At 61.3% G+C, this 21,776-nt stretch carries 21 protein-coding genes; 7 read left to right on the forward strand and 14 right to left on the reverse strand.

Annotation, left to right across the window (positions count from 1 at the left end):
* Positions 1-8 precede the first annotated feature (8 nt).
* The 7 genes from BC363_RS13165 to BC363_RS13195 form a co-directional block, all read right to left on the reverse strand.
* Complete coding sequence (locus tag BC363_RS13165) at positions 9-1,475, reverse strand: CpaF family protein (protein WP_065784805.1); 1,467 nt, start codon at positions 1,473-1,475, stop codon at positions 9-11.
* Positions 1,476-1,504: 29 nt separating this feature from the next.
* Positions 1,505-2,794 carry a CpaE family protein gene (locus BC363_RS13170; RefSeq protein ID WP_065784804.1) on the reverse strand — a complete coding sequence of 430 codons (1,290 nt, stop codon included), beginning with the start codon at positions 2,792-2,794 and terminating at the stop codon, positions 1,505-1,507.
* Between the two features lie 18 nt (positions 2,795-2,812).
* Positions 2,813-3,508: a CpaD family pilus assembly protein gene (locus BC363_RS13175; RefSeq protein ID WP_065784803.1), complete on the reverse strand. Its 696-nt coding sequence runs from the start codon at positions 3,506-3,508 to the stop codon at positions 2,813-2,815.
* Between the two features lie 57 nt (positions 3,509-3,565).
* Positions 3,566-5,122, reverse strand: a complete 1,557-nt coding sequence (locus BC363_RS13180) for a type II and III secretion system protein family protein (protein WP_065784802.1) — start codon at positions 5,120-5,122, stop codon at positions 3,566-3,568.
* Complete coding sequence (cpaB, locus tag BC363_RS13185) at positions 5,119-5,931, reverse strand: Flp pilus assembly protein CpaB (RefSeq protein WP_065784801.1); 813 nt, start codon at positions 5,929-5,931, stop codon at positions 5,119-5,121. Before cpaB ends, BC363_RS13180 begins: the two co-directional genes overlap by 4 nt.
* A gap of 128 nt (positions 5,932-6,059) precedes the next feature.
* The gene (locus BC363_RS13190) at positions 6,060-6,575 is read right to left on the reverse strand and encodes a prepilin peptidase (RefSeq protein ID WP_065784800.1); all 516 of its coding nucleotides are present in this window, start codon (positions 6,573-6,575) and stop codon (positions 6,060-6,062) included.
* Between the two features lie 117 nt (positions 6,576-6,692).
* Positions 6,693-6,893 (reverse strand): Flp family type IVb pilin, encoded by a 201-nt coding sequence (locus tag BC363_RS13195; RefSeq protein WP_065784799.1) that lies wholly within the window; start codon positions 6,891-6,893, stop codon positions 6,693-6,695.
* 245 nt (positions 6,894-7,138) lie between these two features.
* Here BC363_RS13195 and BC363_RS13200 point away from each other — a divergent pair, with 245 nt between their 5' ends.
* The 7 genes from BC363_RS13200 (at position 7,139) to BC363_RS13230 (ending at position 12,759) form a co-directional block, all read left to right on the forward strand.
* Positions 7,139-7,561: a pilus assembly protein N-terminal domain-containing protein gene (locus BC363_RS13200; RefSeq protein WP_083223581.1), complete on the forward strand. Its 423-nt coding sequence runs from the start codon at positions 7,139-7,141 to the stop codon at positions 7,559-7,561.
* Between the two features lie 113 nt (positions 7,562-7,674).
* Positions 7,675-8,298: a TadE/TadG family type IV pilus assembly protein gene (locus BC363_RS13205; protein ID WP_141690297.1), complete on the forward strand. Its 624-nt coding sequence runs from the start codon at positions 7,675-7,677 to the stop codon at positions 8,296-8,298.
* Between the two features lie 38 nt (positions 8,299-8,336).
* Entirely contained in the window at positions 8,337-8,900 is a 564-nt protein-coding gene (locus BC363_RS13210; RefSeq protein ID WP_065784798.1) for a TadE/TadG family type IV pilus assembly protein, read from the forward strand.
* Positions 8,901-9,140: 240 nt separating this feature from the next.
* Positions 9,141-10,361, forward strand: a complete 1,221-nt coding sequence (locus BC363_RS13215) for a phosphopentomutase (protein ID WP_065784797.1) — start codon at positions 9,141-9,143, stop codon at positions 10,359-10,361.
* The gene (locus tag BC363_RS13220) at positions 10,358-11,326 is read left to right on the forward strand and encodes an adenosine deaminase (RefSeq protein WP_065784796.1); all 969 of its coding nucleotides are present in this window, start codon (positions 10,358-10,360) and stop codon (positions 11,324-11,326) included. Before BC363_RS13215 ends, BC363_RS13220 begins: the two co-directional genes overlap by 4 nt.
* Positions 11,327-11,455: 129 nt before the next feature.
* Complete coding sequence (gene upp / locus BC363_RS13225) at positions 11,456-12,085, forward strand: uracil phosphoribosyltransferase (protein WP_065784795.1); 630 nt, start codon at positions 11,456-11,458, stop codon at positions 12,083-12,085.
* 143 nt (positions 12,086-12,228) lie between these two features.
* Entirely contained in the window at positions 12,229-12,759 is a 531-nt protein-coding gene (locus tag BC363_RS13230; RefSeq protein ID WP_065784898.1) for a TIGR02281 family clan AA aspartic protease, read from the forward strand.
* On the opposite strand, the gene deoA is transcribed toward BC363_RS13230, so the two are convergent.
* The 7 genes from deoA to BC363_RS13265 form a co-directional block, all read right to left on the reverse strand.
* Positions 12,752-14,068 (reverse strand): thymidine phosphorylase, encoded by a 1,317-nt coding sequence (deoA, locus tag BC363_RS13235; RefSeq protein ID WP_065784794.1) that lies wholly within the window; start codon positions 14,066-14,068, stop codon positions 12,752-12,754. The genes BC363_RS13230 and deoA overlap by 8 nt on opposite strands.
* On the reverse strand, positions 14,065-14,871 hold the full coding sequence (locus tag BC363_RS13240) for a purine-nucleoside phosphorylase (protein WP_065784793.1): 807 nt from the start codon (positions 14,869-14,871) through the stop codon (positions 14,065-14,067). Before BC363_RS13240 ends, deoA begins: the two co-directional genes overlap by 4 nt.
* A complete protein-coding gene (locus BC363_RS13245) occupies positions 14,868-15,260 on the reverse strand; it encodes a cytidine deaminase (protein ID WP_053252476.1) in 393 nt (130 codons plus the stop codon). The genes BC363_RS13240 and BC363_RS13245 overlap by 4 nt, the downstream gene beginning before the upstream one ends.
* Positions 15,261-15,264: 4 nt before the next feature.
* Positions 15,265-16,236 (reverse strand): ABC transporter permease, encoded by a 972-nt coding sequence (locus BC363_RS13250; protein ID WP_065784792.1) that lies wholly within the window; start codon positions 16,234-16,236, stop codon positions 15,265-15,267.
* 3 nt (positions 16,237-16,239) lie between these two features.
* Positions 16,240-17,373 carry an ABC transporter permease gene (locus BC363_RS13255; protein ID WP_065784791.1) on the reverse strand — a complete coding sequence of 378 codons (1,134 nt, stop codon included), beginning with the start codon at positions 17,371-17,373 and terminating at the stop codon, positions 16,240-16,242.
* The gene (locus tag BC363_RS13260; protein WP_065784790.1) at positions 17,370-18,905 is read right to left on the reverse strand and encodes an ABC transporter ATP-binding protein; all 1,536 of its coding nucleotides are present in this window, start codon (positions 18,903-18,905) and stop codon (positions 17,370-17,372) included. The genes BC363_RS13255 and BC363_RS13260 overlap by 4 nt, the downstream gene beginning before the upstream one ends.
* A 249-nt stretch (positions 18,906-19,154) precedes the next feature.
* On the reverse strand, positions 19,155-21,449 hold the full coding sequence (locus BC363_RS13265; RefSeq protein ID WP_065784789.1) for a heavy metal translocating P-type ATPase: 2,295 nt from the start codon (positions 21,447-21,449) through the stop codon (positions 19,155-19,157).
* Positions 21,450-21,776: the final 327 nt, after the last annotated feature.

Below are 21,776 nucleotides of genomic sequence, written 5' to 3' on the forward strand. Positions count from 1 at the left end.
CGTGGCTCCTAGCCCTTGTCCATAGCGTCGAGCGTCGCCGCCAGGCGTTTGTCTTCGTTGAAGTAACGGGCGCGGTCCCAAAAGTGTGGACGACCGATGCCGGTCGATACGTGGCGGCCGACGATGCGGCCGTTGGCATCTTCCCCTTCGATCTCGTAGCGCATCAGGTCCTGGGTGATGATGACATCGCCTTCCATGCCGACGACTTCCGTGATGTGGGTGATGCGGCGCGAGCCATCACGCAGGCGCGCTGCCTGGATGATGACGTCAATGGATCCGGAAATGATCTCGCGGACTGTCTTGGCCGGCAGCGTATAGCCGCCCATGGCAATCATCGACTCCATACGCGCCAGGCATTCGCGCGGCGTGTTGGCGTGGATCGTACCCATGGAACCGTCGTGGCCGGTGTTCATCGCCTGCAGCAAGTCGAACACCTCGGGTCCACGCACTTCGCCGACGATGATGCGTTCGGGCCGCATGCGCAGGCAGTTCTTGATGAGATCCCGCATGGTAATCTCACCCTCGCCTTCGATATTCGGCGGCCGGGTTTCGAGGCGAACCACGTGCGGCTGCTGCAGCTGCAGTTCGGCGGTGTCTTCACAGGTAATCACCCGTTCGTCGAGATCGATGAAGCCGGTCAAGCAGTTCAGAAGCGTCGTCTTGCCCGAACCGGTACCGCCGGAGATGACGATGTTGCAGCGGACGCGGCCGATGATTTGCAGAAGGACGGCACCCTCGGGCGTGATCGCGCCGAATTTCACCAACTGATCGAGCTTCAGCTTGTCCTTCTTGAATTTGCGGATTGTCAGCGCAGTACCGTCGATGGCGAGCGGCGGCGCGATAACGTTGACGCGTGAGCCATCAGGAAGACGCGCGTCGCAGATCGGGCTGGATTCGTCGACGCGGCGGCCCACTTGTCCCACGATCCGCTGGCAGATCGACAGAAGCTGGGCGTTATCGCGGAATCGAACTTCGGACTCGATGGTTTTTCCGGCGACTTCGATGAAGGTCTGACCGGCACCATTGACCATGATATCGGCGATGTCGTCGCGCGCGAGCAACGGCTCCAGCGGTCCATATCCCAGAACGTCGTTGCAGATATCATCGAGCAGCTCCTCCTGCTCGGAGATCGACATCGCGAAGTTCTTGATCGTGATGATGTCATTCACGATATCGCGAATTTCTTCGCGTGCGCTCTCCGTATCGAGCTTCGCCAGCTGCGAAAGATCGATCGTATCGATCAGGGCCGAGAAGACCTGCGATTTCGTGTCGTAGTAGTCCTCGGTGCGGGTGGGCCGCTTCCTTTGCGCCGGAGCTTGCGCTTGCGGGCGCGAAGCGGGCGCCTGAGAGTCGGCAAGCACCGGCACGGCGGTGCGCTCGATCACCGCCGATTGGGTGGCAGGGACGATCGGCGGCATCGCGGCACCTGTGGTGCCGACCTTACCGAAGCCTTCGTTTCCGCGTTTGCCGAACATGTTCCTGATCCGTCCGTTCTATGCGTCGTCTATTTCTTGCCGAGCGCTGCCAACACCTTGCCGAGGCCGCCGCGTCGCGCCTTCTTCATCGACGCGCGGCCGGTCAACAGATGCGCGAACTGGGAGAAGGTTTCGGCAGCCGCCGACTTCTTGTCGATCTCCGCAATCATGCGACCGCTGTTCGATGCATTGCCGAAGAGAACGGCGTCGAACTGAATGATGGCCGCGGCTTCGATTTCCAGCGATTCGCAGAATTCATTCACCGCAATCTCCGGACGCTTCGGCATGCCGACCTGGTTGAGAACGAGATGGGGCTGTTTGTCGTTCGGCCGAAGCTTCTTCAGAGCATCGAGCAGGTTCTTCGTGTTGCGAAGACTTGCGAGATCCGGCACCGCGGTGATCACGATCTCATCGGCTTCGCCCAGCACCGAGCGCGTCCACTCCGTCCACATATGCGGGATGTCGAGCACCGAAACGGGTGCGTTGCGCTGCAGGATTTCGAGGATCGGATGAAAGGCGCCGCCTTCGAAATCATAGGCGCGATCCAGCATCGACGGCGCCGCAAGCAGCGAAAGATGCTCGGAGCACTTGGTCAAAAGGCGATCGAGGAAAACCTCGTCGAGCCGCTCGGGTGCAAAGACCGCCTCCGAAATACCCTGCGGAGGGTCCTGATCGAAATCGATGTTGGCGGTGCCGTAAGGCAGGTCGAGATCGGCAAGAATGGTTTCGGTTGAAAAAAGATTGGAAATGTCCCAGGCGCAATTGTGCGCGATGGTCGAAGAACCGCTGCCGCCCTTGGCGCCGATAAAGGCCAGGCTGCGTCCCAACGGCTCGGCATCGGGGTCGACGAAAATCGATGCAACCGCCGACAGAATGTCCGGCATCGCCACCGGCGCGACCATATATTCGGAAATGCCGTTGCGGATAAGATCGCGATAAAGGGCGATATCGTTGTACTTGCCGACGAGAACGACCTTGGTGCTTGGGTCGCAGACCGCCGCCAATGGCGCAAGCTCCGTCAGCAGCGATCGGGGCTCTGTCGACGTTTCCAGAATGATCAGGTTAGGCGTCGACACGGTCGCAAACATGTTTGCCGCTGCGTCGATGCCGCCACTGTTGATGCGCAGGCTGACCTTCGCCATGCGGCGATCCTGCCCGCAACGCTCCATCAGTCGCTGCATCGCCTCGCTTTCGCAAAACGCATGGATCGAGATGCGCGGCAGCGGACGGACCTGCTCCAGGTCGCCCGGCTGCACCGTATCGAAGGCGGGATCGCCTGCCTCGGCACCCGTTTCGATCCTGTACTCAATGGTGCTCATCTGCTGATCCCAACGATATCAATTGAAGACGGTGACGGGTCCGTCACTCTTTTCGGTTCCGCGCCAGTCCTGGATGACCTGACCGCGCTGCACCGCATCGATCGGCGACATCTGGCGCGGGCCGAGCAGATCGGTCGGATTGGAGATCTGTGCCGCCAGATTGGATTGCGACGCGCAGCCGAAATTGTAGTAGTTGCGGTTCTGGATCGTGTTGAGCGCAACGTCTTCCGGCCACTCGCCGCACGGCCCGGTCTGGGCGGTAATCGCCACATAGCTCAAGCGAACCGGAGCGGCGTCGCCCATGGGACCGGCCTCGTAGCCGGCTTCGATCAACCGCTTCGCGGGGACGCCGGCGGCAACGAGAACGCTGCGGATCTCCTTGCGCATGGCCTGCGCAGCATGGCTGTTTGCCGAGCCGCGCGGCAGCATGATCTGGACGACGCCGGTGGACGAATTGCGATAATCGGCAGCAAACCCGCTGATGACGTCGCGCGTGCCCTGCGTCAGCCGGCGGTCGCCGGAGGCGATGGGGATATCGATCGTGCGCTCGCCCTCGGCGAGCACGATCGGATGCCGGGTGCGGTAGTCATCGGGGATCGAGCCCGTGGCAAGATTGTCCTTCGTGCCGCAGCCGGCCAGCAGCCCCGCGGCAACGACGAGGATTGCAGCGTGCCGCAAAGGACGAACGGGAACTCCGGATCTGTTGAGGGACATGGCACTCGGCCTTTCAGAATTCTCGTGGAAGCTGCTTCGTGTTTGCATGACCCCCGCCTATTTGTAGATGAAGCCGACATTGCCATGGTACCGGCCGGCCGGCGCGGATGCTTCCGGGCGCCCGTAGATCCGGTTCACCCGACCAAGGAAGAAGCTGTCGAGATCATTGGCTGCATTGAAATTGTCGTCCGGCCTGGAGATCGCGCTCCTGGCAACCGGGCGCACGAGATAGGGCGTGGCGATGATAACGAGTTCGGTCTCGTTGCGGACGAAGTCCTTGCTGCGGAAGAGCGTTCCGAGGATCGGGATCTTCGACGCGCCCGGCACGCCGGCCATCGCCTGGCGGATATTGTCCTGCACGAGCCCGGCGATGACGATCGAACCGCCCGAAGGGAGCTCGACGCTGGTCGATGCCTCACGTTTGCGGATGCCGAGGAAGGTGTTGCCAGGGATGTTGTTGGTGCCGTTACCGGTGACGACAGCGCCTTCATAGGTCGGCTCCGACACGTCGGTGCGGATCTGCAGACTGATCCTGCCCGGCCCGAGCACGACGGGCTTGAAGTTCAAGCGAATGCCGTATTCGACGTCGTTGATTTCACGCTTTACGGTGGCGTTACCCTCGTCGTCCTTGTCGATTTGCTGCATGCCGGTAAGCCGGAACTCACCGCCGACGTAAAACTTGGCCTCTTGGCCCGAGATGGCGGTCAAGCTCGGCTCGGCGAGCGTGCGCATCACACCGGCCTGCTCCATCGCGTTGATGTAGCTCGCTATCGTCGTTCCACCGATGGACCCTTTGATGATCGCATTGGCGCCGAGGCCGATGGCATCTCCGAGGTTGGCGGGGTTGCGGAATCCGATGCCGCTTTCGCCATCGCCGACGCTGCCGTTGAAGCCAAGTTGCTTCAATACCTGGCGGCTGACCTCGGCGACCGTGACTTTGAGTGTGACCTGGTCATCGCCATCGATCGTCAGCAGATTGACGATCTGCGACACCTGGCGGTCTTCCGCGAAAATGTCGGCGTCGCCATTGTTGCCTTGTGCGGTGATGTTTCGCGTCGTTGCTTCGCCGCCTTGCAGGAAGGCCTTGGCAAGATCCACGGCCTTCGTGGAATCGAGCGGGGTCCGGACGGTGCCGGTCAGAACGATATTGTCCGAGATGATCTCAACATTGATCTCGGCATCGGGGATGAAGCGGCGCAGATTCGACTGAAGGTTTGCAATATCGCGTTCAACCTCGATATCGAGGCTGACGATTTCCTCACCGTTGGGTCCAAATACGAAGATGTTGGTCTGCCCGACGGATTTTCCGAAGAGATAGATTCGCCGCGACGTCCGCGTCACGGCATCGGCCAGCGACGGATCTGCGACGAGAATGTCGTGCGCGTCGGCGGGCAGATCAACGACCACGGCCTTGTTAAGACCCAGGCTGACTTTCTTTTTCGCTCCCGGCCCGCTTTCGACAATCCTGACGACCGATGAAGACGCCGCAAACGCCAGCATCGGCGTCTGTGACGGCATCCCTGAAAAAGCCAGGCAAAACGAGATTCCCGCAGCCACGGAGGTCCGAATTTTGCTTCCGTTCCGCTTCACCTTGCGCTCCGCTCGATCGATCATTGTTGCTGGCCCTGCCCAACGGTTCCATCGCTTTTAACGATGGAGCCCGATTTGATGACCTGAATGCTTGGCTGACCATCGCCGCTGAGAAGGTAGTCCGCAGCGTTCGTATCGGGCTCCTGTGCGTCCGCGACACTTCGAAGTACCAGGGAGATCCGTTCGGCCATCTGCTGCGCGACGGTCATGACCTTTGATTGATCCGGCGTCAGTTCCAACGTCGCGGTCGTGCCGACGACCGATTTCGAACCATCGTCCTTCTCCTCGACCTGCTGGTCGATCGCCAGTACGCGAACGTTGCTGAGCACCGTTTCGGTCAGATAGACATCGCCGTCGGATTTGCGGACCATAATGACGTCGACGCGATCATTCGGCAGGATGAAACCACCGGCACCGGTCGCGACCGTTATTTCCGTCGCGACAGCGCGTTTGCCAGCTGGAAGCAGGGAGGACATGATCCGGCTCGAGGAGTCGGCGATCTTTTCGGAGCGCAACGGCTCGCCGTTGAAGATCGGCAGACGTACGACGGCGCCGCCCAGATCCTCGATCGCCGACGGCCGGTTCTCTTCGGTGATAAGGCCCTCGACAATGCCATCCTTGGGCCATGCCACCCAATGCACAGCATCGGCTCCCAACCTGGATCCGACAGGCAAACTCTTGCTTGCGACAAGAACGTTGGTCGTCGGAGCTCGTTCAATGACCGGCTCGGCGATTTGTCGGGCAGGAGCGCGGGTCAGCTTCATCGCCAACAGCCCGGCCAATACCGCCGAAACGACGGCTACCGCCAGAATGATGATGCGAACAGGTTTCATGATCGTTCGTGAGCCCCACGGAAATTCTGGAGCCAGATTGATCAGGAATTGGTGTAATTATGGTTAACAACCCACTTATCGCCATGGTTAACGCATTGTCACCAGACGGCGCGCTGCATCGCTGGCCTTCAGATACCGATTTGCGCCAACGCAACCCGATACAAGGGTGAGGCCGGGAAGGCCAACAAGGCGCCGGCAGCGATCGCGATCGCATAGGGTATTTTCTTGGCGGTAAGCAGAAGACCTGGCATCGGAATGCCGGCGGCAAGCAACACGTGCTGCCAGGACCGCAACATCACGACGACAACCGTCAAGACTCCGCCCATAACCGAGACGTACAAAAGGAACGCCAGCAGAGAGCCGTTGAGCCCGAACCAGAGAGCGCAGGCGGTCAGCAGTTTTGCATCCCCGCCGCCCATGACGCCTGCAGCGAAAAGACATAAGCAAAACAGAAAGACAAGCAGACCGGCAGCCACATCGAAACCGATGTCAACGAAACCGGATCCGGCCACGACATTCGCCCCGATCGCGCCGATAGCGAGCAGCAGTGACAGGCGATTCGGTATCGTCATCGTCATCAGGTCCGAGGTGGCGGCCCACATCAGACACAACGGAAAGACCGCAAGGAAAGCCAACAAGAGCATGAAATCCACATTCACCCCCGCGAGCAAGACTGAAAGATTGTCTGACAAGGTAACAAAAAGCCGCCAACAAGGGCGGCTTTCTGTATTTCGTTCCACATAGGCGAGTGACTTGCGCTATTAGCCGCCAGCAGGAGGAGGAGCAGCCGGCTGCGTGCCCTCAACCTGTTCCGCCAGGAAGTCGAACTGGCCATCGAGAACATTGCCCAACCGTGTAGCGCCGGTGATCAGCGCGACAGAAATGAGGGCTGCAATGAGGCCGTATTCGATTGCGGTTGCGCCAGACTCGTCCTTCCTCAGACGGGCAAAAATCTTCTTCATGATGATTCTCCTACTTCGCGTTTGTTGTTCAGCACGTCCGCCAACTGTTGCCGTTGATCGGATGAGCCCAACCTATGCCCGCCGGATTGCCACCGACTTAAGGAAGGCGGTTACCAAAAGATTAACGTCGCATCGCTGATTTTTGGGTAAACGGTTCGCAAACAGAACGACCGGGCAGGAGGCGACTTAATGCTTCATTCACCAAGACGCGCGAAGATGAGGATAAGCCATCATAAGGACTTCCCATGCGTTCGCCTCTTCGGGCCTCCCGAGCCCCTATCCTCGTGTCCGCCATTGCCGGCGTCCTTGCATTCGTTTCAGCGCAAGCGGCCGACGCACAGGATGACATGATGCGCGTCTACATGGATCATGCTCGGGTGCTGAAGCTTGATCGTCCGGTCAGCAAAGTGATCATCGGCAATGCGGATGTCGCCGATGCCACCGTTGCCGATGCAAAGACGATCGTCGTTACGGGTCGCAATTTCGGCACGACGAACCTTGTGATCCTGGACCAGGATGGCAATGCGATCGTCGACGAGCGCATTCTCGTCTCTATCGACGAGGGCAACACCGTACGCGTCTATAAGCAGACGTCGCGCACCGTGCTGTCATGCACGCCAAACTGCGAACGCCATGCCGAGCGCAAAACGACCGGCACCGGCAACTAGAATCTGACTGAAAACGCCGGCGATCATTAAAATGCCAATGATCATCAAGAACGAAATATCAAGAGTTACCCCTTATTTCTGGCCCATCAAACGTAACATGATGGGACGACGAGATGTTGGCCGAACGGGAAGTTCAAGGGTCTAAGCAGTCTTCGAGATCGAACAGCGGTCCGCTGCGACGTCTGTTTGCGAATAGAAGTGGCGCGGCGTCGATCGAGTTCGCGATTCTGGCAATCCCGTTCATGGTCGTCGTTTTCGCCTGCTTCGAGACGTTCTTTGCCTTTACGGGCGAGCGGCTCCTCGCCCACGCCACGGAAGTGATGGCGCGCAAGGTCCGCACCGGCGAAATCACCTTCGCAAGAGGCAAGCCTACGGACATGACGGAGCAACAGTTCCGCCAGGCGTTCTGCACCGAAATCTCCATAATGCTGACCTGCTCGGCGGGCGAAGGGGCCGAGCCGAGCAGGCTGCTGATCGATGTCAAGAGCACGACAGATCTAGCCCAGCTTCCGGTCGATATACCGCGGATGGCCACCTCGAACGACATCAATGCCGGCAACTTCGCCTTTGCGCCGGGGGGGCCGGGCACATACAACGTGCTGCGTGCGTATTATCGCTGGAGCGTGATTACGGACCTCGTGCGACCTTTCGTGACCAATCTTCGCCCTGCTGGTTCGAGCATGCCACGAGACTATCTCATGGTAGCGACCGCGACTTTCCGCAACGAAAACGAATGAGGGCGTCCGTGATATCTCTCGCGAAAAAAACAACCTCCTTGTTGACGCGCGCTCACAGAGCGATTGCGTTGCTCGCAAAGGACCGCAGCGGCTTCGGCGCAATCGAATTCGCAATCGTGACCCCATTGCTGGTCGTCGCCTATATCGGCGCGTTCGAAGTCACTCTCGGCTTCACCGTGAAGAGCAAGGTTGAGCGGGCGGCAAGCTCGGTCGCGGATCTGGTCGCGCAACAGTCCGAGGTTAACAAGACTTACCTCGGCAACATGTCGAATGTCGCCAATAGCATTCTGGCGCCCTATCAGAATTCCGGATACACCCTGAAAATAACCGGAATCAAAGTCGACAGCGCCAACCAAGGCACGGTAATCTGGTCACGCGACCAGAATGGCGGGGTACCCTACCCCGCGAATTCACCGGTAACCGTCCCCGGACAGTTTGCCGCCACCGAGGCCTTCGTCGTCCGCACGGAACTCGTCGTTCCACACGAGCTTCTGCTCTTTGCTGAAGGCCTGGGTTCGCGCGCACTTAACACGATCGACCTCTCCAAAACCGCCTTTTACCGTTCGCGCCAGGCCGAAATCATAAAGTGCCCCGACTGCTGACCGCAGCCTACAGCGCCGCGCGTCTTTTCAGACGCGCAAAGGTCGCTGTAGCACTTTGAATCGCTGCATGTTTTTTCCTTAAATCGGCGACGATTTAAGGAAACATGCAGAGGCGAACCCAATTGCAATGCGGCTTCGCCGGCGTTATTCCTTCGGGATTGCGCTGGCGGCATCTGCGTCCGCGCTCGTAGCAGCACCGGATCGCAGGCTCTGCCCGCGCTCCGGCTTACCGGATCTTTCATGGCGCGCGCTTTTCTCTTTGTCCTCGATTCCTTCGGCATAGGCGGAGCGCCGGACGCCGAAACCTACGGCGACCTTGGCGCCGACACGCTTGGCCACATCGCCGAATTCTGCGCCACCGGCGCGGCAGATCGCGCAGGCTTGCGCGAAGGTCCGCTACACCTTCCCAACATGTCGGCGCTCGGGCTCGTGCACGCGGCGAAATTGGCCGCGGGTCGCGTGCCGGTGGGCATGCCGGTTCCAGGCCGGGTCTATGGCGCCTATGGCGCGGCCAGCGAAGTCTCGCGCGGCAAGGATACGCCGTCCGGGCATTGGGAGATCGCCGGGACGCCCGTCATGTTCGACTGGGGCTATTTCTCGGCCGAGGGCGACGCCTTTCCCGCCGAACTGGTCGAGGCGATCTGCCGCGAGGGCAATATCCCCGGCATTCTCGGCAACTGCCATGCCTCAGGCACTGATATCATCGCGCGTCTCGGTGAGGAGCATATGCGGACGGGAAAGCCGATCTGCTATACCTCCTCGGACAGCGTCTTTCAGATCGCCGCGCACGAGCACACCTTCGGACTGGAGCGCCTGCTGGAGTTCTGCCAGATCGTTCGCCGGCTGCTCGACGACTACAATATCGGCCGCGTGATCGCCCGTCCCTTCATCGGGCAGAGCTCGCAAACCTTTGTCCGTACCGGCAACCGCCGCGACTACTCGGTCCTGCCGCCTGAACCGACGGTTCTCGACCGGTTGGCGGAAGCGGGGCGCACGGTGCATGCGATTGGCAAGATCGGCGATATCTTCGCCCATCAGGGCGTGACGAAACTGACGAAGGCGGACGGCAACATGGCGCTCTTCGACGCGAGCCTGGCCGCGATCGACGAGGCGGAGGATGGCGATCTCGTCTTCACCAACTTCGTCGATTTCGACATGCTTTTCGGCCACCGCCGCGATGTCGCCGGCTATGCCGCGGCGCTTGAAGCCTTCGACGCACGGCTGCCCGATCTCGACCGGCGACTGAAGCCCGGCGATATCGTCATCCTGACGGCAGACCACGGCTGCGACCCGACCTGGCGCGGAACCGATCACACGCGTGAGCGCGTGCCGGTGCTGATGTTCGGCCCGGCCGTTCGCAGCCGTTCGCTGGGGGTTGCCAACACCTTTGCGCATATCGGCGAAACGGTCGCCAGACATCTCGGGATTGCACCGGGCCTACACGGGAGAAGCCTCATTTGACCGCACATCTGAAGAAGGCGGAACTGCATTGCCACATCGAGGGTGCAACACCACCGGAGTTGGCGCTGCTGCAGGCGGAAAAGTATGGGCTCGACACCAGCGAGATCATCGCCGACCGCGCCTATGTCTGGGCGGATTTTACCAGTTTCGTGAAATGCTACGACAGCGTCGCCTCACTGTTTCGCACGCAGGAGGACTATGCGCTTCTTGCCGAAACCTATCTGACGGAACTGGCCGAGGCTGGAACGATCTACAGCGAGATCATCGTTTCGCCGGATCACGGCAACACTATCGGGCTTGGTGCCGATGCTTATCTCGAAAGCCTTGCGGCCGGCATGGAGGCCGCCAAGGGAAAGACCGGGATCGAGTCGCGCATGCTGATAACAGGCATCCGCCACCTCGGACCGGAATCGGTCGTCAAGACAGCCGAATTCGCCGCCAGGAGAGAGCATACGCTGGTCACCGGCTTCAATCTGGCGGGTGAGGAGCGCATGCACCGCGTCGCCGATTTTGCCCGGGCGTTCGATATCGCCCGCGACGCCGGCCTGGGCTTGACCATTCACGCAGGCGAGCTTTCGGGTGCGTTCAGCGTGCGCGATGCGCTCGACCATATCAGGCCGTCTCGCATCAGCCACGGCGTGCGTGCGATCGAAGATGCAGACTTGGTCAAAAGGCTCGCCGATGACGGCGTCGTCCTAGAGGTTTGCCTCGGATCCAACATTTCCCTGCAGGTCTTCCCGGATTTCGCCGCGCATCCCTTGCCGGCCTTGCATGAAGCCGGAGTGCGGGTAACGCTCAACTCTGACGACCCGCCCTTCTTCCACACCTCCCTTGCCCAGGAATATGATATCGCATCGGCGGTGATGGGGTTCAGCGACGACGATATCAACGGCATGACCAGGACGGCGATCGAAGCCGCATTCGTCGACGACGCGACGCGTCAGCGGTTGCTTGCCCGTCTCTGACCGCAACCCGCTTCCACCCAGCGCGGTCGAGCGCGCTGGGGATGAACACAACGAGCCGCCCAACGCCCTTGCGGTCGCGGAGCATTCCATGGAAAAAGGGCGGATACATAAACTTCCGGGAAGGTGGCCATGGACGGCGTTACAGTGATCGATCATCCGCTTGTGCAGCACAAGCTGACCATCATGCGCAAGAAGGAAACCTCGACCGCAGGTTTTCGGCGGCTGCTTCGGGAAATCTCGACGCTGCTCTGTTACGAGGTGACGCGCGATCTGGAACTGACGATGGAGCGCATCGAGACGCCGATGCAGGAGATCGACGCGCCGGTGCTGGAAGGCAAGAAGCTTGTCTTCGCTTCGATCCTGCGCGCCGGCAACGGCCTGCTTGAAGGCATGCTCGAACTGGTGCCATCGGCGCGCGTTTCCCATATCGGTGTCTATCGCGACCACAAAACGCTGCAGGCGGTGGAGTACTTTTTCAAGGCGCCAGAGAGCCTGTCCGAACGGCTCATCATCGTAGTCGATCCGATGCTTGCCACCGGCAACTCGTCCATTGCGGCGATCGACAAGCTGAAGGAGCGTGGCGCGAAGAACATTCGTTTTCTCTGCCTTCTGGCGGCACCCGAGGGCATCCGCAACTTCCAGGCGGTCCATCCAGACGTGCCGATCTTTACCGCTTCGATCGACAGCCATCTGAACGAACTGGGCTACATCGTGCCGGGGCTCGGCGATGCCGGCGACCGCATGTACGGAACCAAGTGATTTTCCGTTTCTTAACCAGAGCGCAAAATTGACTGGAAACCGCCGGAAAACCGGCGGTTTTTTTGTACCGCATTATCCATCCCCTGCTCTACTGGGCTTTGTCGGCACGCATTTTTGCGGCCCCAAGCACGGAAGATCAGGCCATGTTCGTACGTATGCTGACATTTGCCGGCGGTATCGCGGTTGCGGCCCTGGTCGTTCCTGACCTCGCGAGTTCCTATCTGTCGCGGCCTGAAACTGCCGCCGCCAGCAAAACGGGAGCAAACAGCGCCGTTCCGACAACGACGGCAAAATACGCTTCGGCAAAAGGGATGGTACTCGAAGCCGACCGCTCGGGCCATTTCTTCGGAACCTTCCGCATCAATGGCCGGATCGAACGTGGTCTGGTCGATACCGGTGCCAGCACCATCGCGATCAATGTCTCGACCGCACGCAGGCTCGGCCTGTCGGCCGGAGCGCTCACTTTCAATGCACGGGTTCGAACAGCCAATGGCGATGTCGATGCAGCCCCGGCCAAACTGACGAGGGTCGAAATCGGCGGCATATCGCTGCACGATGTCGACGCCCTGGTGCTACCCGACAAGGCGCTTTCCGGCATGCTCGTCGGCATGAGCTTCCTCAGCCGTCTATCGTCCTACCGCGTCGAAGACGGTGCGCTGCACCTGGTCAGATGACCCTTGAAAGGATCGGCGAGCGCACCTCCGGCTCGACGTCGGCGATCGTGTAGAGCGCCTGGATCGCTTGGCGCGCCCGTTCGGCCGCATTCTCTTGCGCGGCATGAACGAAAGCGATCGGCTCGCCTTTGACAATCCGCGTTCCCAACGGTTTCAGTTCGGCGAACCCAACGCGGTGGTCGATCGTGTCATTCGGGTGCGTCCGCCCGCCGCCCAAGGCGATCACCGCCATGCCGAGCTCACGGGTCTGGCAGGCGTGCAAATAGCCATCCCTGTCGGATTCCACCGGCAGGATAACCGGGGCAGGCACGAGGTAGTGTCCGGGACGATCGACGAAATCGCCGGGGCCGCCGAGCGCGTGGACCATCCTGGCGAAACGCTCGAGTGCCGCACCGTTTTCGAGCGCCGTGCGAGCCAGTGCCTCGCCGGCGACCGGATCAACTGCCACGCCGGCGGCGGCGAGCATTTCCGCGGCGAAGGCCATCACCACGGTTTCAAGGCGGGTGCCGCTCTTCTCGCCCTTGAGAAAGGCAACGCAGTTCCAGATCTCAAGCGCATTTCCAGCCGCATCGGCCAGGGGTTCATTCATATCCGTCAGCAATGCCGACGTGCGCACACCGGCACCATTGGCGACGTCGACCAGCGAGCGGGCGAGGACCTCGGCTTCGCCGGCATCGCTCATGAACGAGCCGTTGCCGAGCTTGACGTCGAGCACCAGCGACTGCAGCCCGGCGGCAAGCTTCTTGGAGAGGATCGACGCGGTAATCAGCGGAACCGAGTCGACGGTCGCGGTCACATCACGGATGGCGTAGAGCCGTTTGTCGGCGGGCGCCAGGTTGGCGGTCTGGCCGATGATGGCGCCGCCGACCTCGTCGACCGTCTTTCGGAACTGTGAGGCCGACGGCTGGATATCATAGCCGGGTATCGATTCGAGCTTGTCGAGCGTGCCGCCCGTGTGTCCGAGTCCGCGTCCGGAGATCATCGGCACGGCCAAGCCGCACGCAGCAACGATCGGAGCGAGCATCAGCGAGACGTTGTCGCCGACGCCACCGGTCGAATGCTTGTCGGCAATGGGGCGGCCGATGCTGCTCCAATCGAGCGTATCACCGGAATCGCGCATGGCCAGCGTCAGGGCCACCGTCTCGTCGCGGCTCATGCCCGAAAACCAGATGGCCATGGCGAAGGCGGCAACCTGGCCCTCCGAGATCGAACCGTCGGAAAGACCGCGGACGAAGCTCGCGATGTCTGCCGCTTCGAGGCGCTCGCCGTTTCTCTTGCGGCGGATAATCTCCTGGGGAAGCATGGTCACTTAACCGCCGCGTCCGTGGAAATCATGTCCTTGAGGATGGCCGCCAGGCGCTTGCCGCCGACAGGCGCCATGTCCTTGGTTTCGTGATGGCTGAGTTCGACTCCCGTCATGCCCGCGCCGAAATTGGTGATGACCGAAGCCGCGGCAACCCTAAGGCCAAGGAAGCGCGCGAGAATGACTTCCGGCACGGTCGACATGCCGACGGCATCAGCCCCGAGCACACGCGCCATGCGAATTTCCGCCGGCGTTTCGAAGCTCGGTCCGGAGAACCACATGTAAACGCCATCCTGCAGGGGAATTCCCAGCCGGGAAGCCGCGCCCTGCATGCGCGCGGCAAGCTCGGCGTCATAGGCGCTGGTCATGCCGACGAAGCGATCATCGCTTTCGACGCCTATCAGCGGATTGAACCCGGAAAAATTGATGTGATCCGAGATCCGCATGACCGATCCCGGCGGCAGATCGTCACGCAGCGAGCCTGCGGAATTGGTGAGCACGAGGTCTTCGACGCCGAGTTCCTTCAACGTCTGCAAGGGCACGCGCATCGCGTTGGCATCACCGCTCTCGTAATAGTGCACCCGGCCCGACAGCATGACGACCGGGACCTCGCCGAGCATGCCGGCGACAAGTTCGCCGGCATGGCCGGAAACGCTGCTGACGGGGAAACCCGGGATGTCAGCATAGGAGATGCGTGTCGTGCTACTCACCGCTTCGACGAGTGTCCCAAGTCCTGAACCAAGGACGATGCCATAGCGCGGCGACAGACCGCCCAGTCTGCCCCTCAGGAATTCCGCGGCACTGCTCATCCGAGTATCTCGGTCTCGAAGCTGTGCGGCAGCAGATCCGACAGAGCGAGCGTCTTCTTCACGCCCGTCTCGTCGCAGAGAAAGATGCGCGTGCTGGCGCCGGAAAACTCCGCCAGCCGTTGCCGGCACCCGCCGCAAGGAGGGCAGAGCGCCAGCTTCTCGGCGACAACGGCAACTTCCATGATCTTGCGCTGACCTGCCATGACCATATGGCTGATCGCCGTGGTTTCGGCGCACCAACCCTCCGGGAAGGACAGGTTTTCGATGTTCGCCCCGGTGTAGATCTTGCCATCCTCCGCGCGGATGGCGGCACCCACCGGAAACTTCGAATAGGGTGCGTGCGCCTTGGCCATCGCCTCGCGTGCGGCTTCGAAGAGCTCGTTTTCCATGGTCTTACCGCTCCTTCACATAGGGGACGCCGCCGGCTTTCGGCGGGATGGCCTTGCCGATGAAGCCGGCAAGCAAGATGACGGTGAGAATATAAGGCAATGCCTGCATCAGCTGCACGGGCACCTGGCCGATCAACGGCAGGGGATTGCCCTGCAGACGGATCGCGAACGCATCGAGGAAGCCGAAGAGCAGGCAGGCAAGCATGATGTTGAACGGCCGCCATTTGGCAAAGATCAGTGCGGCGAGCGCGATGTAGCCCTTGCCCGCCGTCATGCCCTTGACGAAGCCGGCGGTCATCGCCAGCGACAGATAGGCGCCGGCAAAGCCACACAGGATGCCGCAGCAGATGACGGCGCGATACCGCATCCAGATCACCGAAATGCCTGCCGTGTCGACGGCGCCCGGGTTCTCCCCGACCGCACGCAGCCGCAGGCCGAAGCGGGTTCGATAGAGGATCCACCAGCTGAGCGGCACCATGGCAAAGGCGATATAGGTCAGGATGAAATGCCCGGAGAGCAGATCGGCATAGATTGGCCCGATGAAGGGAACATCGCGAATGGCGTCCGCGAAGGGGAAATTGATCGTCTGGAACCGTGCGCCTTCGGCCAGTGCCGGCGTACGCCCGCCCTGACGGAACCAGGCCTCGCCGAGGATGACCGTGGAACCCGCAACGATGAAGTTGATGGCAACGCCGGAGACGATCTGGTTGCCGCGCTGAGTGATGGAAGCGTAGCCGTGGACCAGCGACAGGGCAATCGAGATCAGGATGGCGGCGAGCAATCCGAGCCAAACGGACTGGGTGATTGCCGCGACCGCGCCGGCCGCAAAGGCCGCGCCGAGCATTTTTCCTTCAAGGCCGATATCGAAGATGCCGGCACGCTCGGTGAAAAGCCCAGCAAGGGCTGCGAAAATCAGCGGGACGGAGACGCGGATGGTGGACTCGAGGAGCACTACGATAACGTGGAAGAAATCCATGGCTCAGGCTCCCTTGGTCTGGGCAACGACCGCGGCGCGCCGGCTGGAGGTGGAAAACAACCGGGTGATCGCCGGCCGGAACATGTTTTCAAGGGCGCCCGCAAACAGAATGACAAGGCCCTGGATGATGACGATCATGTCGCGCGAGATCGACGGCATTTCGAACGAGATTTCCGCGCCGCCCTGGTAGAGCACGCCGAAGAGAACGGCGGCCGGGATGATGCCTGCCGGATGCGAGCGGCCCATGAGGGCGACGGCGATGCCGACGAAACCTGCACCCTGGACGAAATCGAGCTGCATTCGGCCCTGCTCGCCCATGATCGGGTTGAGCGCCATCATGCCGGCAAGCGCGCCTGAGATCATCATGGTGATGACGGTGATGCGGCTCTCGCTCATGCCGGCGTAACGGGCGGCCGACGGGCTGTGACCCATGGTGCGCATCTCATAGCCGAGCTTGGTGCGCCAGATCAGGAGCCAGACGCCGAGGGCCGCAACAAGCGCCAGCAGGAACGAAACGTTGAAAGGCGCCGTTCCGATATCGAGCCCGAAGATCGCCAGCAGCCAATCGAGTTTCGGCAGCTGACCGCCCTCGGCGAAGGTGCGCGTCTGCGGCGACATCGAGCCGAGCGGCTTCAGCACCCGGGTCAGGAGATAGACCATCAGGCTCGACGCGATGAAGTTGAACATGATGGTGGTGATGACGATGTGGCTGCCGCGCTTGGCCTGCAGCCAGCCGGGTAGGAACGCCCAGGCCGCGCCGAAGGCGGCCGAACCGATGATCGCCAGCGGGAAGACCACGAACCACGGCATCGTCTGGTCAAGCCAGAGACACGCGAGCGCGACCCCGATGCCACCGACATAGGCCTGGCCCTCGCCGCCGATGTTGAAAAGCCCGGCATGGAACGCGACTGCGACCGCAAGCCCGGTGAAGATGAAGGTGGTGGCATAGTAGAGCGTGAAGCCGATGTATTCGCCGCGACCGAAGGCACCGTTGATCAGGTGATAGGCCGCCTCGAACGGGTTTTCGCCGACGAGCAGAACCACGAGGCCGGCAACGAGAAACGCGACGGCGAGATTGATCAGCGGGACGAGGCCGTATTCGACCCAAGCCGGAAGCTTTGCATAGGGATTGCTCATTCTGCGGCCTCCTTGCGGCCTTCGACGCCGGCCATCAACAGGCCCAGCTCGCCCTCGGTCGCGTCGGGATCGCGCTCGCCGACGACACGGCCGGCAAACATGACGAGGATACGGTCCGACAGGGCGCGGATTTCATCGAGTTCGACGGAAACAAGCAGGACAGCCTTGCCCTGATCGCGCATCTCGATAATCCGTTTGTGGATGAATTCGATGGCGCCAACATCGACGCCGCGGGTTGGCTGGCCGATAATCAGCACATCCGGTCCACGCTCCATCTCACGGGCGAGAACGATCTTCTGCTGATTGCCACCGGAGAAATTCGCGGTCTTCAACCGGGCATTCGGCGGGCGGATGTCGTATTCGGCAATCCGCTGCTCGGCATCCCTACGGATGGCATCGACATTCAGGAACACACCGTTGAGGTAACGCTTGTCATGATGATAGCCGAGGATGGCATTTTCACATTCCTCGAACTTCAGCACGAGCCCGACGTGATGCCGGTCTTCCGGCACGTGAGCGAGGCCGCGATCGCGCAACGCCTTGGGGTCGACATGGCCGGTGACGTCGATCGCCTTGCCGTTGAGCGAGACGTTGCCCGAGACCGCGCGGCGGATGCCGGAGATCGCCTCCAGCAGCTCCGACTGGCCATTGCCGGCGACGCCGGCAATGCCGACGATCTCGCCGGCGCGCAGGTTGAACGAAACATTGTCGACCATGGTGACGCCGCGGCTGTCCTTGACAGTCAGACCGTCGACCGAAAGCCTGACGTCCCCGGGCTTCGCCTCGCCTTTTTCGACGCGCAGCAGCACACGGCGACCAACCATCAGTTCGGCGAGTTCCTCGACAGAGGTTTCTGCCGTCGTGCGCGTCGCCACCATCTCGCCGCGCCGCATCACCGAAACCTCGTCGGTGATCGCCATGATTTCCCGCAGCTTATGGGTGATGAGAATGATGGTCTTGCCCTGGCTCTTCAATTGCTCGAGAACGCGGAAGAGATGATCGGCCTCGGCCGGCGTCAACACGCCGGTGGGCTCGTCGAGAATCAGGATATCGGCACGGCGATAGAGCGCCTTGAGGATCTCGACGCGCTGCTGCAGACCGACCGGTAGTTCCTCGATCACGGCGTCGGGATTGACCTCGAGCGCGTATTCGCGCTCCAGCCGCTTCAGCTCGACGCGTGCCTTGGCAATGCCCTTGTTGAGGATCTGGTTTTCCTCCGCGCCGAGCATGACATTTTCGAGAACGGTGAAGTTCTCGACCAGCATGAAGTGCTGGTGCACCATCCCGATGCCGGCGGCGATCGCTGCATTGGGATCCCGGATCGAGATGTGCTTGCCATCCACGTGGATTTCGCCGCTGTCGGCCTGGTAGAAGCCGTAGAGGATCGACATCAGGGTCGATTTTCCCGCACCGTTTTCACCGATGACGCCGTGGATCGTACCCTTGCGGACTTTCAGATTGATGTTCTTGTTGGCGTGAACAGGACCGAAGCTCTTGTCGATCCCACGCAGTTCGATGGCAATACTGTCCATATTGGCCTTGCGATCCCCAAACTGGCCCGCTTCGGTCTTCTTCCCAGAAACCGTGCCGGCGATTTTTTTACCATTTGGTATAAGTTTATCATCGATTTCCCGGCGCGGAAGCCCTCAATCGAGATCTCCTTATACTCTCACCGGATCGCTGATGAGAGTCCAGCGTGAATATACACAGGCAGATCGGCCGTGATCGCAACAAAAAACCGGCGGCATTCGATGCCGCCGGTTCCGTTTTATGCGTTTGCTTCAGGCCGTTTTGACCGGCCGCAACAGGCGTAGCGCGTTCATGGTCACGAGCACCGTGGCGCCAGTATCGGCAAGAATGGCCGGCCACAGCCCTGTTATCCCGGCAATGGTGGTGACGAGGAAAACCGCCTTCAAGCCAAGCGCAATAGTGATATTCTGGAAAATGTTTCGCATGGTAGAGCGGGAAAGGCGGACCATTGCTGCGACATCAGCGACCCTACCATGCAGCACAGCCGCGTCGGCTGTCTCCAGGGCCACGTCCGTGCCGCCGCCCATGGCGATGCCGACATCGGCCGCAGCCAGCGCCGGCGCATCGTTGATGCCGTCGCCGATCTTCGCGACATTGAAGCCCGATTTCTTCAATTCGCCGACGATGCGCTGCTTGTCCTGTGGCAGCAGTTCGGCGCGCACTTCCATGCCGAACTGACGGCCGATCGCTTCCGCCGTGCGGCGGTTGTCACCGGTCAACATGACGACATGAATGCCGGCGCCGGTCAGCGCCTTGACGCCAGCCGCAGCATCCGGGCGCGGCTCATCGCGCATGGCAATGGCGCCGATGACCTCATTGTCAGAAAGCAGCACCGAAACCGTCTTGCCCTCGTCGTTCAGCGCTGCGATGCGCGCCTTCTGTTCCGGCGACATCGGCACGCGGTCATTGGCCGCCTGCGGCGAGCCGAGGAACAGGGCGGCGGTGCCGACAATCCCCTCAAGACCCTTGCCGCCAATGGCCTTTACCGTCGCGATGCCCGGGACCTGCAGCTTCAACTCATCGGCGCGTTGCAGGATCGCCCGCGCAAGCGGGTGGCTCGATCCCTGCTCGAGGGCTGCGGCCAGACCGAGCACCACGTTCTCGGAGCGTCCAAAGCCGACGATATCGGTGACCCGCGGCTTGCCTTCGGTCAGCGTGCCGGTTTTGTCGAATGCTGCAGCGGTGATCTTGCCGACATTTTCAAGCACGGCGCCGCCCTTCAAGAGCAGGCCGCGGCGCGCGCCGGCAGAAAGGCTGGCGGCGATCGCCGCCGGTGTCGAGATCACCAGCGCGCAGGGGCAACCGATCAGCAGGATCGCCAGTCCCTTGTAGATCCATTCGCTCCAGGCGCCGCCGCCCAGAAGCGGCGGCAGGATCACCACCAGGGCGGCCACGACGACGACGCCCGGCGTATAGTAGCGTGAGAAGCGATCGATGAAGCGTTCGGTCGGCGCCTTGCTCTCCTGCGCCTCCTCGACGAGCCGCACGATGCGGGCAATGGTGTTGTCGGAGGCAGCGGCCGTTACGCGTACGCGCAAGGTTCCGTCGCCATTGACCGTTCCGGCGACGAGTTGATCGTCGACTGCCTTGTGCACCGGGGTGCTTTCGCCAGTCACAGGCGCCTCGTCGACGGCGCTTTCGCCGGAGAGGATGATGCCATCGGCGGGAACGCGGTCACCGGGACGAACAAGAATGACCGCGCCAACCGCCAGGCTTTCGGCCGGGACCTCATCGACCCGGCCGTCGCGCTCGAGATAGGCCGACTTGGGCACGAGCGCCGTCAGCGACTGGATGCTCGCCCGCGCCTTGCCGGCGGCAACGCCTTCGAGCAACTCACCGACAAGGAACAGCAGCACGACCATCGCCGCTTCTTCCGTCGCACCGATGAAGACGGCACCCACTGCTGCGATCGTCATCAGCATTTCGATCGAAAACGGCGTGCCGGAGGTTGCCGCGGCGAAAGCCCGCCGGGCGATCGGCAAGAGGCCGACCAGCATGGCGAGCGTGAAGATCCAGGGCTCTGTGGCCGGAACCAGGTGGCCAAGGTCGTAGGCGGCGGCAAGCGCCAGGCCGCAGGCGATCGTCAACCGGCCCTTGCCGGATCGCCACCAGGGGCCGTTCGTCGGGCCATGATCGTGTGCATGCGAACTCGGCTGCTGCGACAAGGCCGACCCAGCCGCGTTGTGGCTGTGCTGATGTTCATGAGCGTGGCCGTGCTCATGCGTATGCTCGTCGTGATCGTGATCGTGATCGTGGGAATGGTCATGATCGTGATGGCCCGAGCAAGTGTGGACGGTAGCAATTGCGGACTTCTGGTGGGCGGTGATCGGGTGCAGCCGGTAACCGAGCTTTCCGACCTTGCTGACGATGTTCACCGCGAGCTCGCCGTCGTCGGCGTGCCTGACCGACATCGTACCCGCAGCAACGGAAACCGAGACATCTTCCACGCCCGGCATGCGCCTAACGGCGGTGTCGATCTTCGAGGCGCAGGATGCACAATCCATGCCCTCGACCCGATAGCGGTTTTCGCGAATATTGCCTGCCATGACCTCCTCCTTGCATATCTTGACGCAAGGCTACGACCTCTAGCGACTAGAGCTGCAAGGCCAAATTGCACGATCCGACGACGTTTTTTCGTCTTCGTCGATGGTGCGCGGTTCTCGCCGTTGTTCGTCGCCCGGACGCGGGAGATGTCTGCGTGCTGGGGCCAGGCATTGCGCGCAATGGCTCGGACCGATGGTCTGCTGACGTTTGTGTTGGGCTGCAGAACGTCAAAAAGCCCGCGGACATTGCTGTCCTGCGGGCTTTGTTTGATCTGGTTGCGGGGGCAGGATTTGAACCTGCGGCCTTCAGGTTATGAGCCTGACGAGCTA

This window comes from Ensifer sp. LC384 (assembly GCF_001695865.1).
GTDB lineage: Bacteria > Pseudomonadota > Alphaproteobacteria > Rhizobiales > Rhizobiaceae > Ensifer.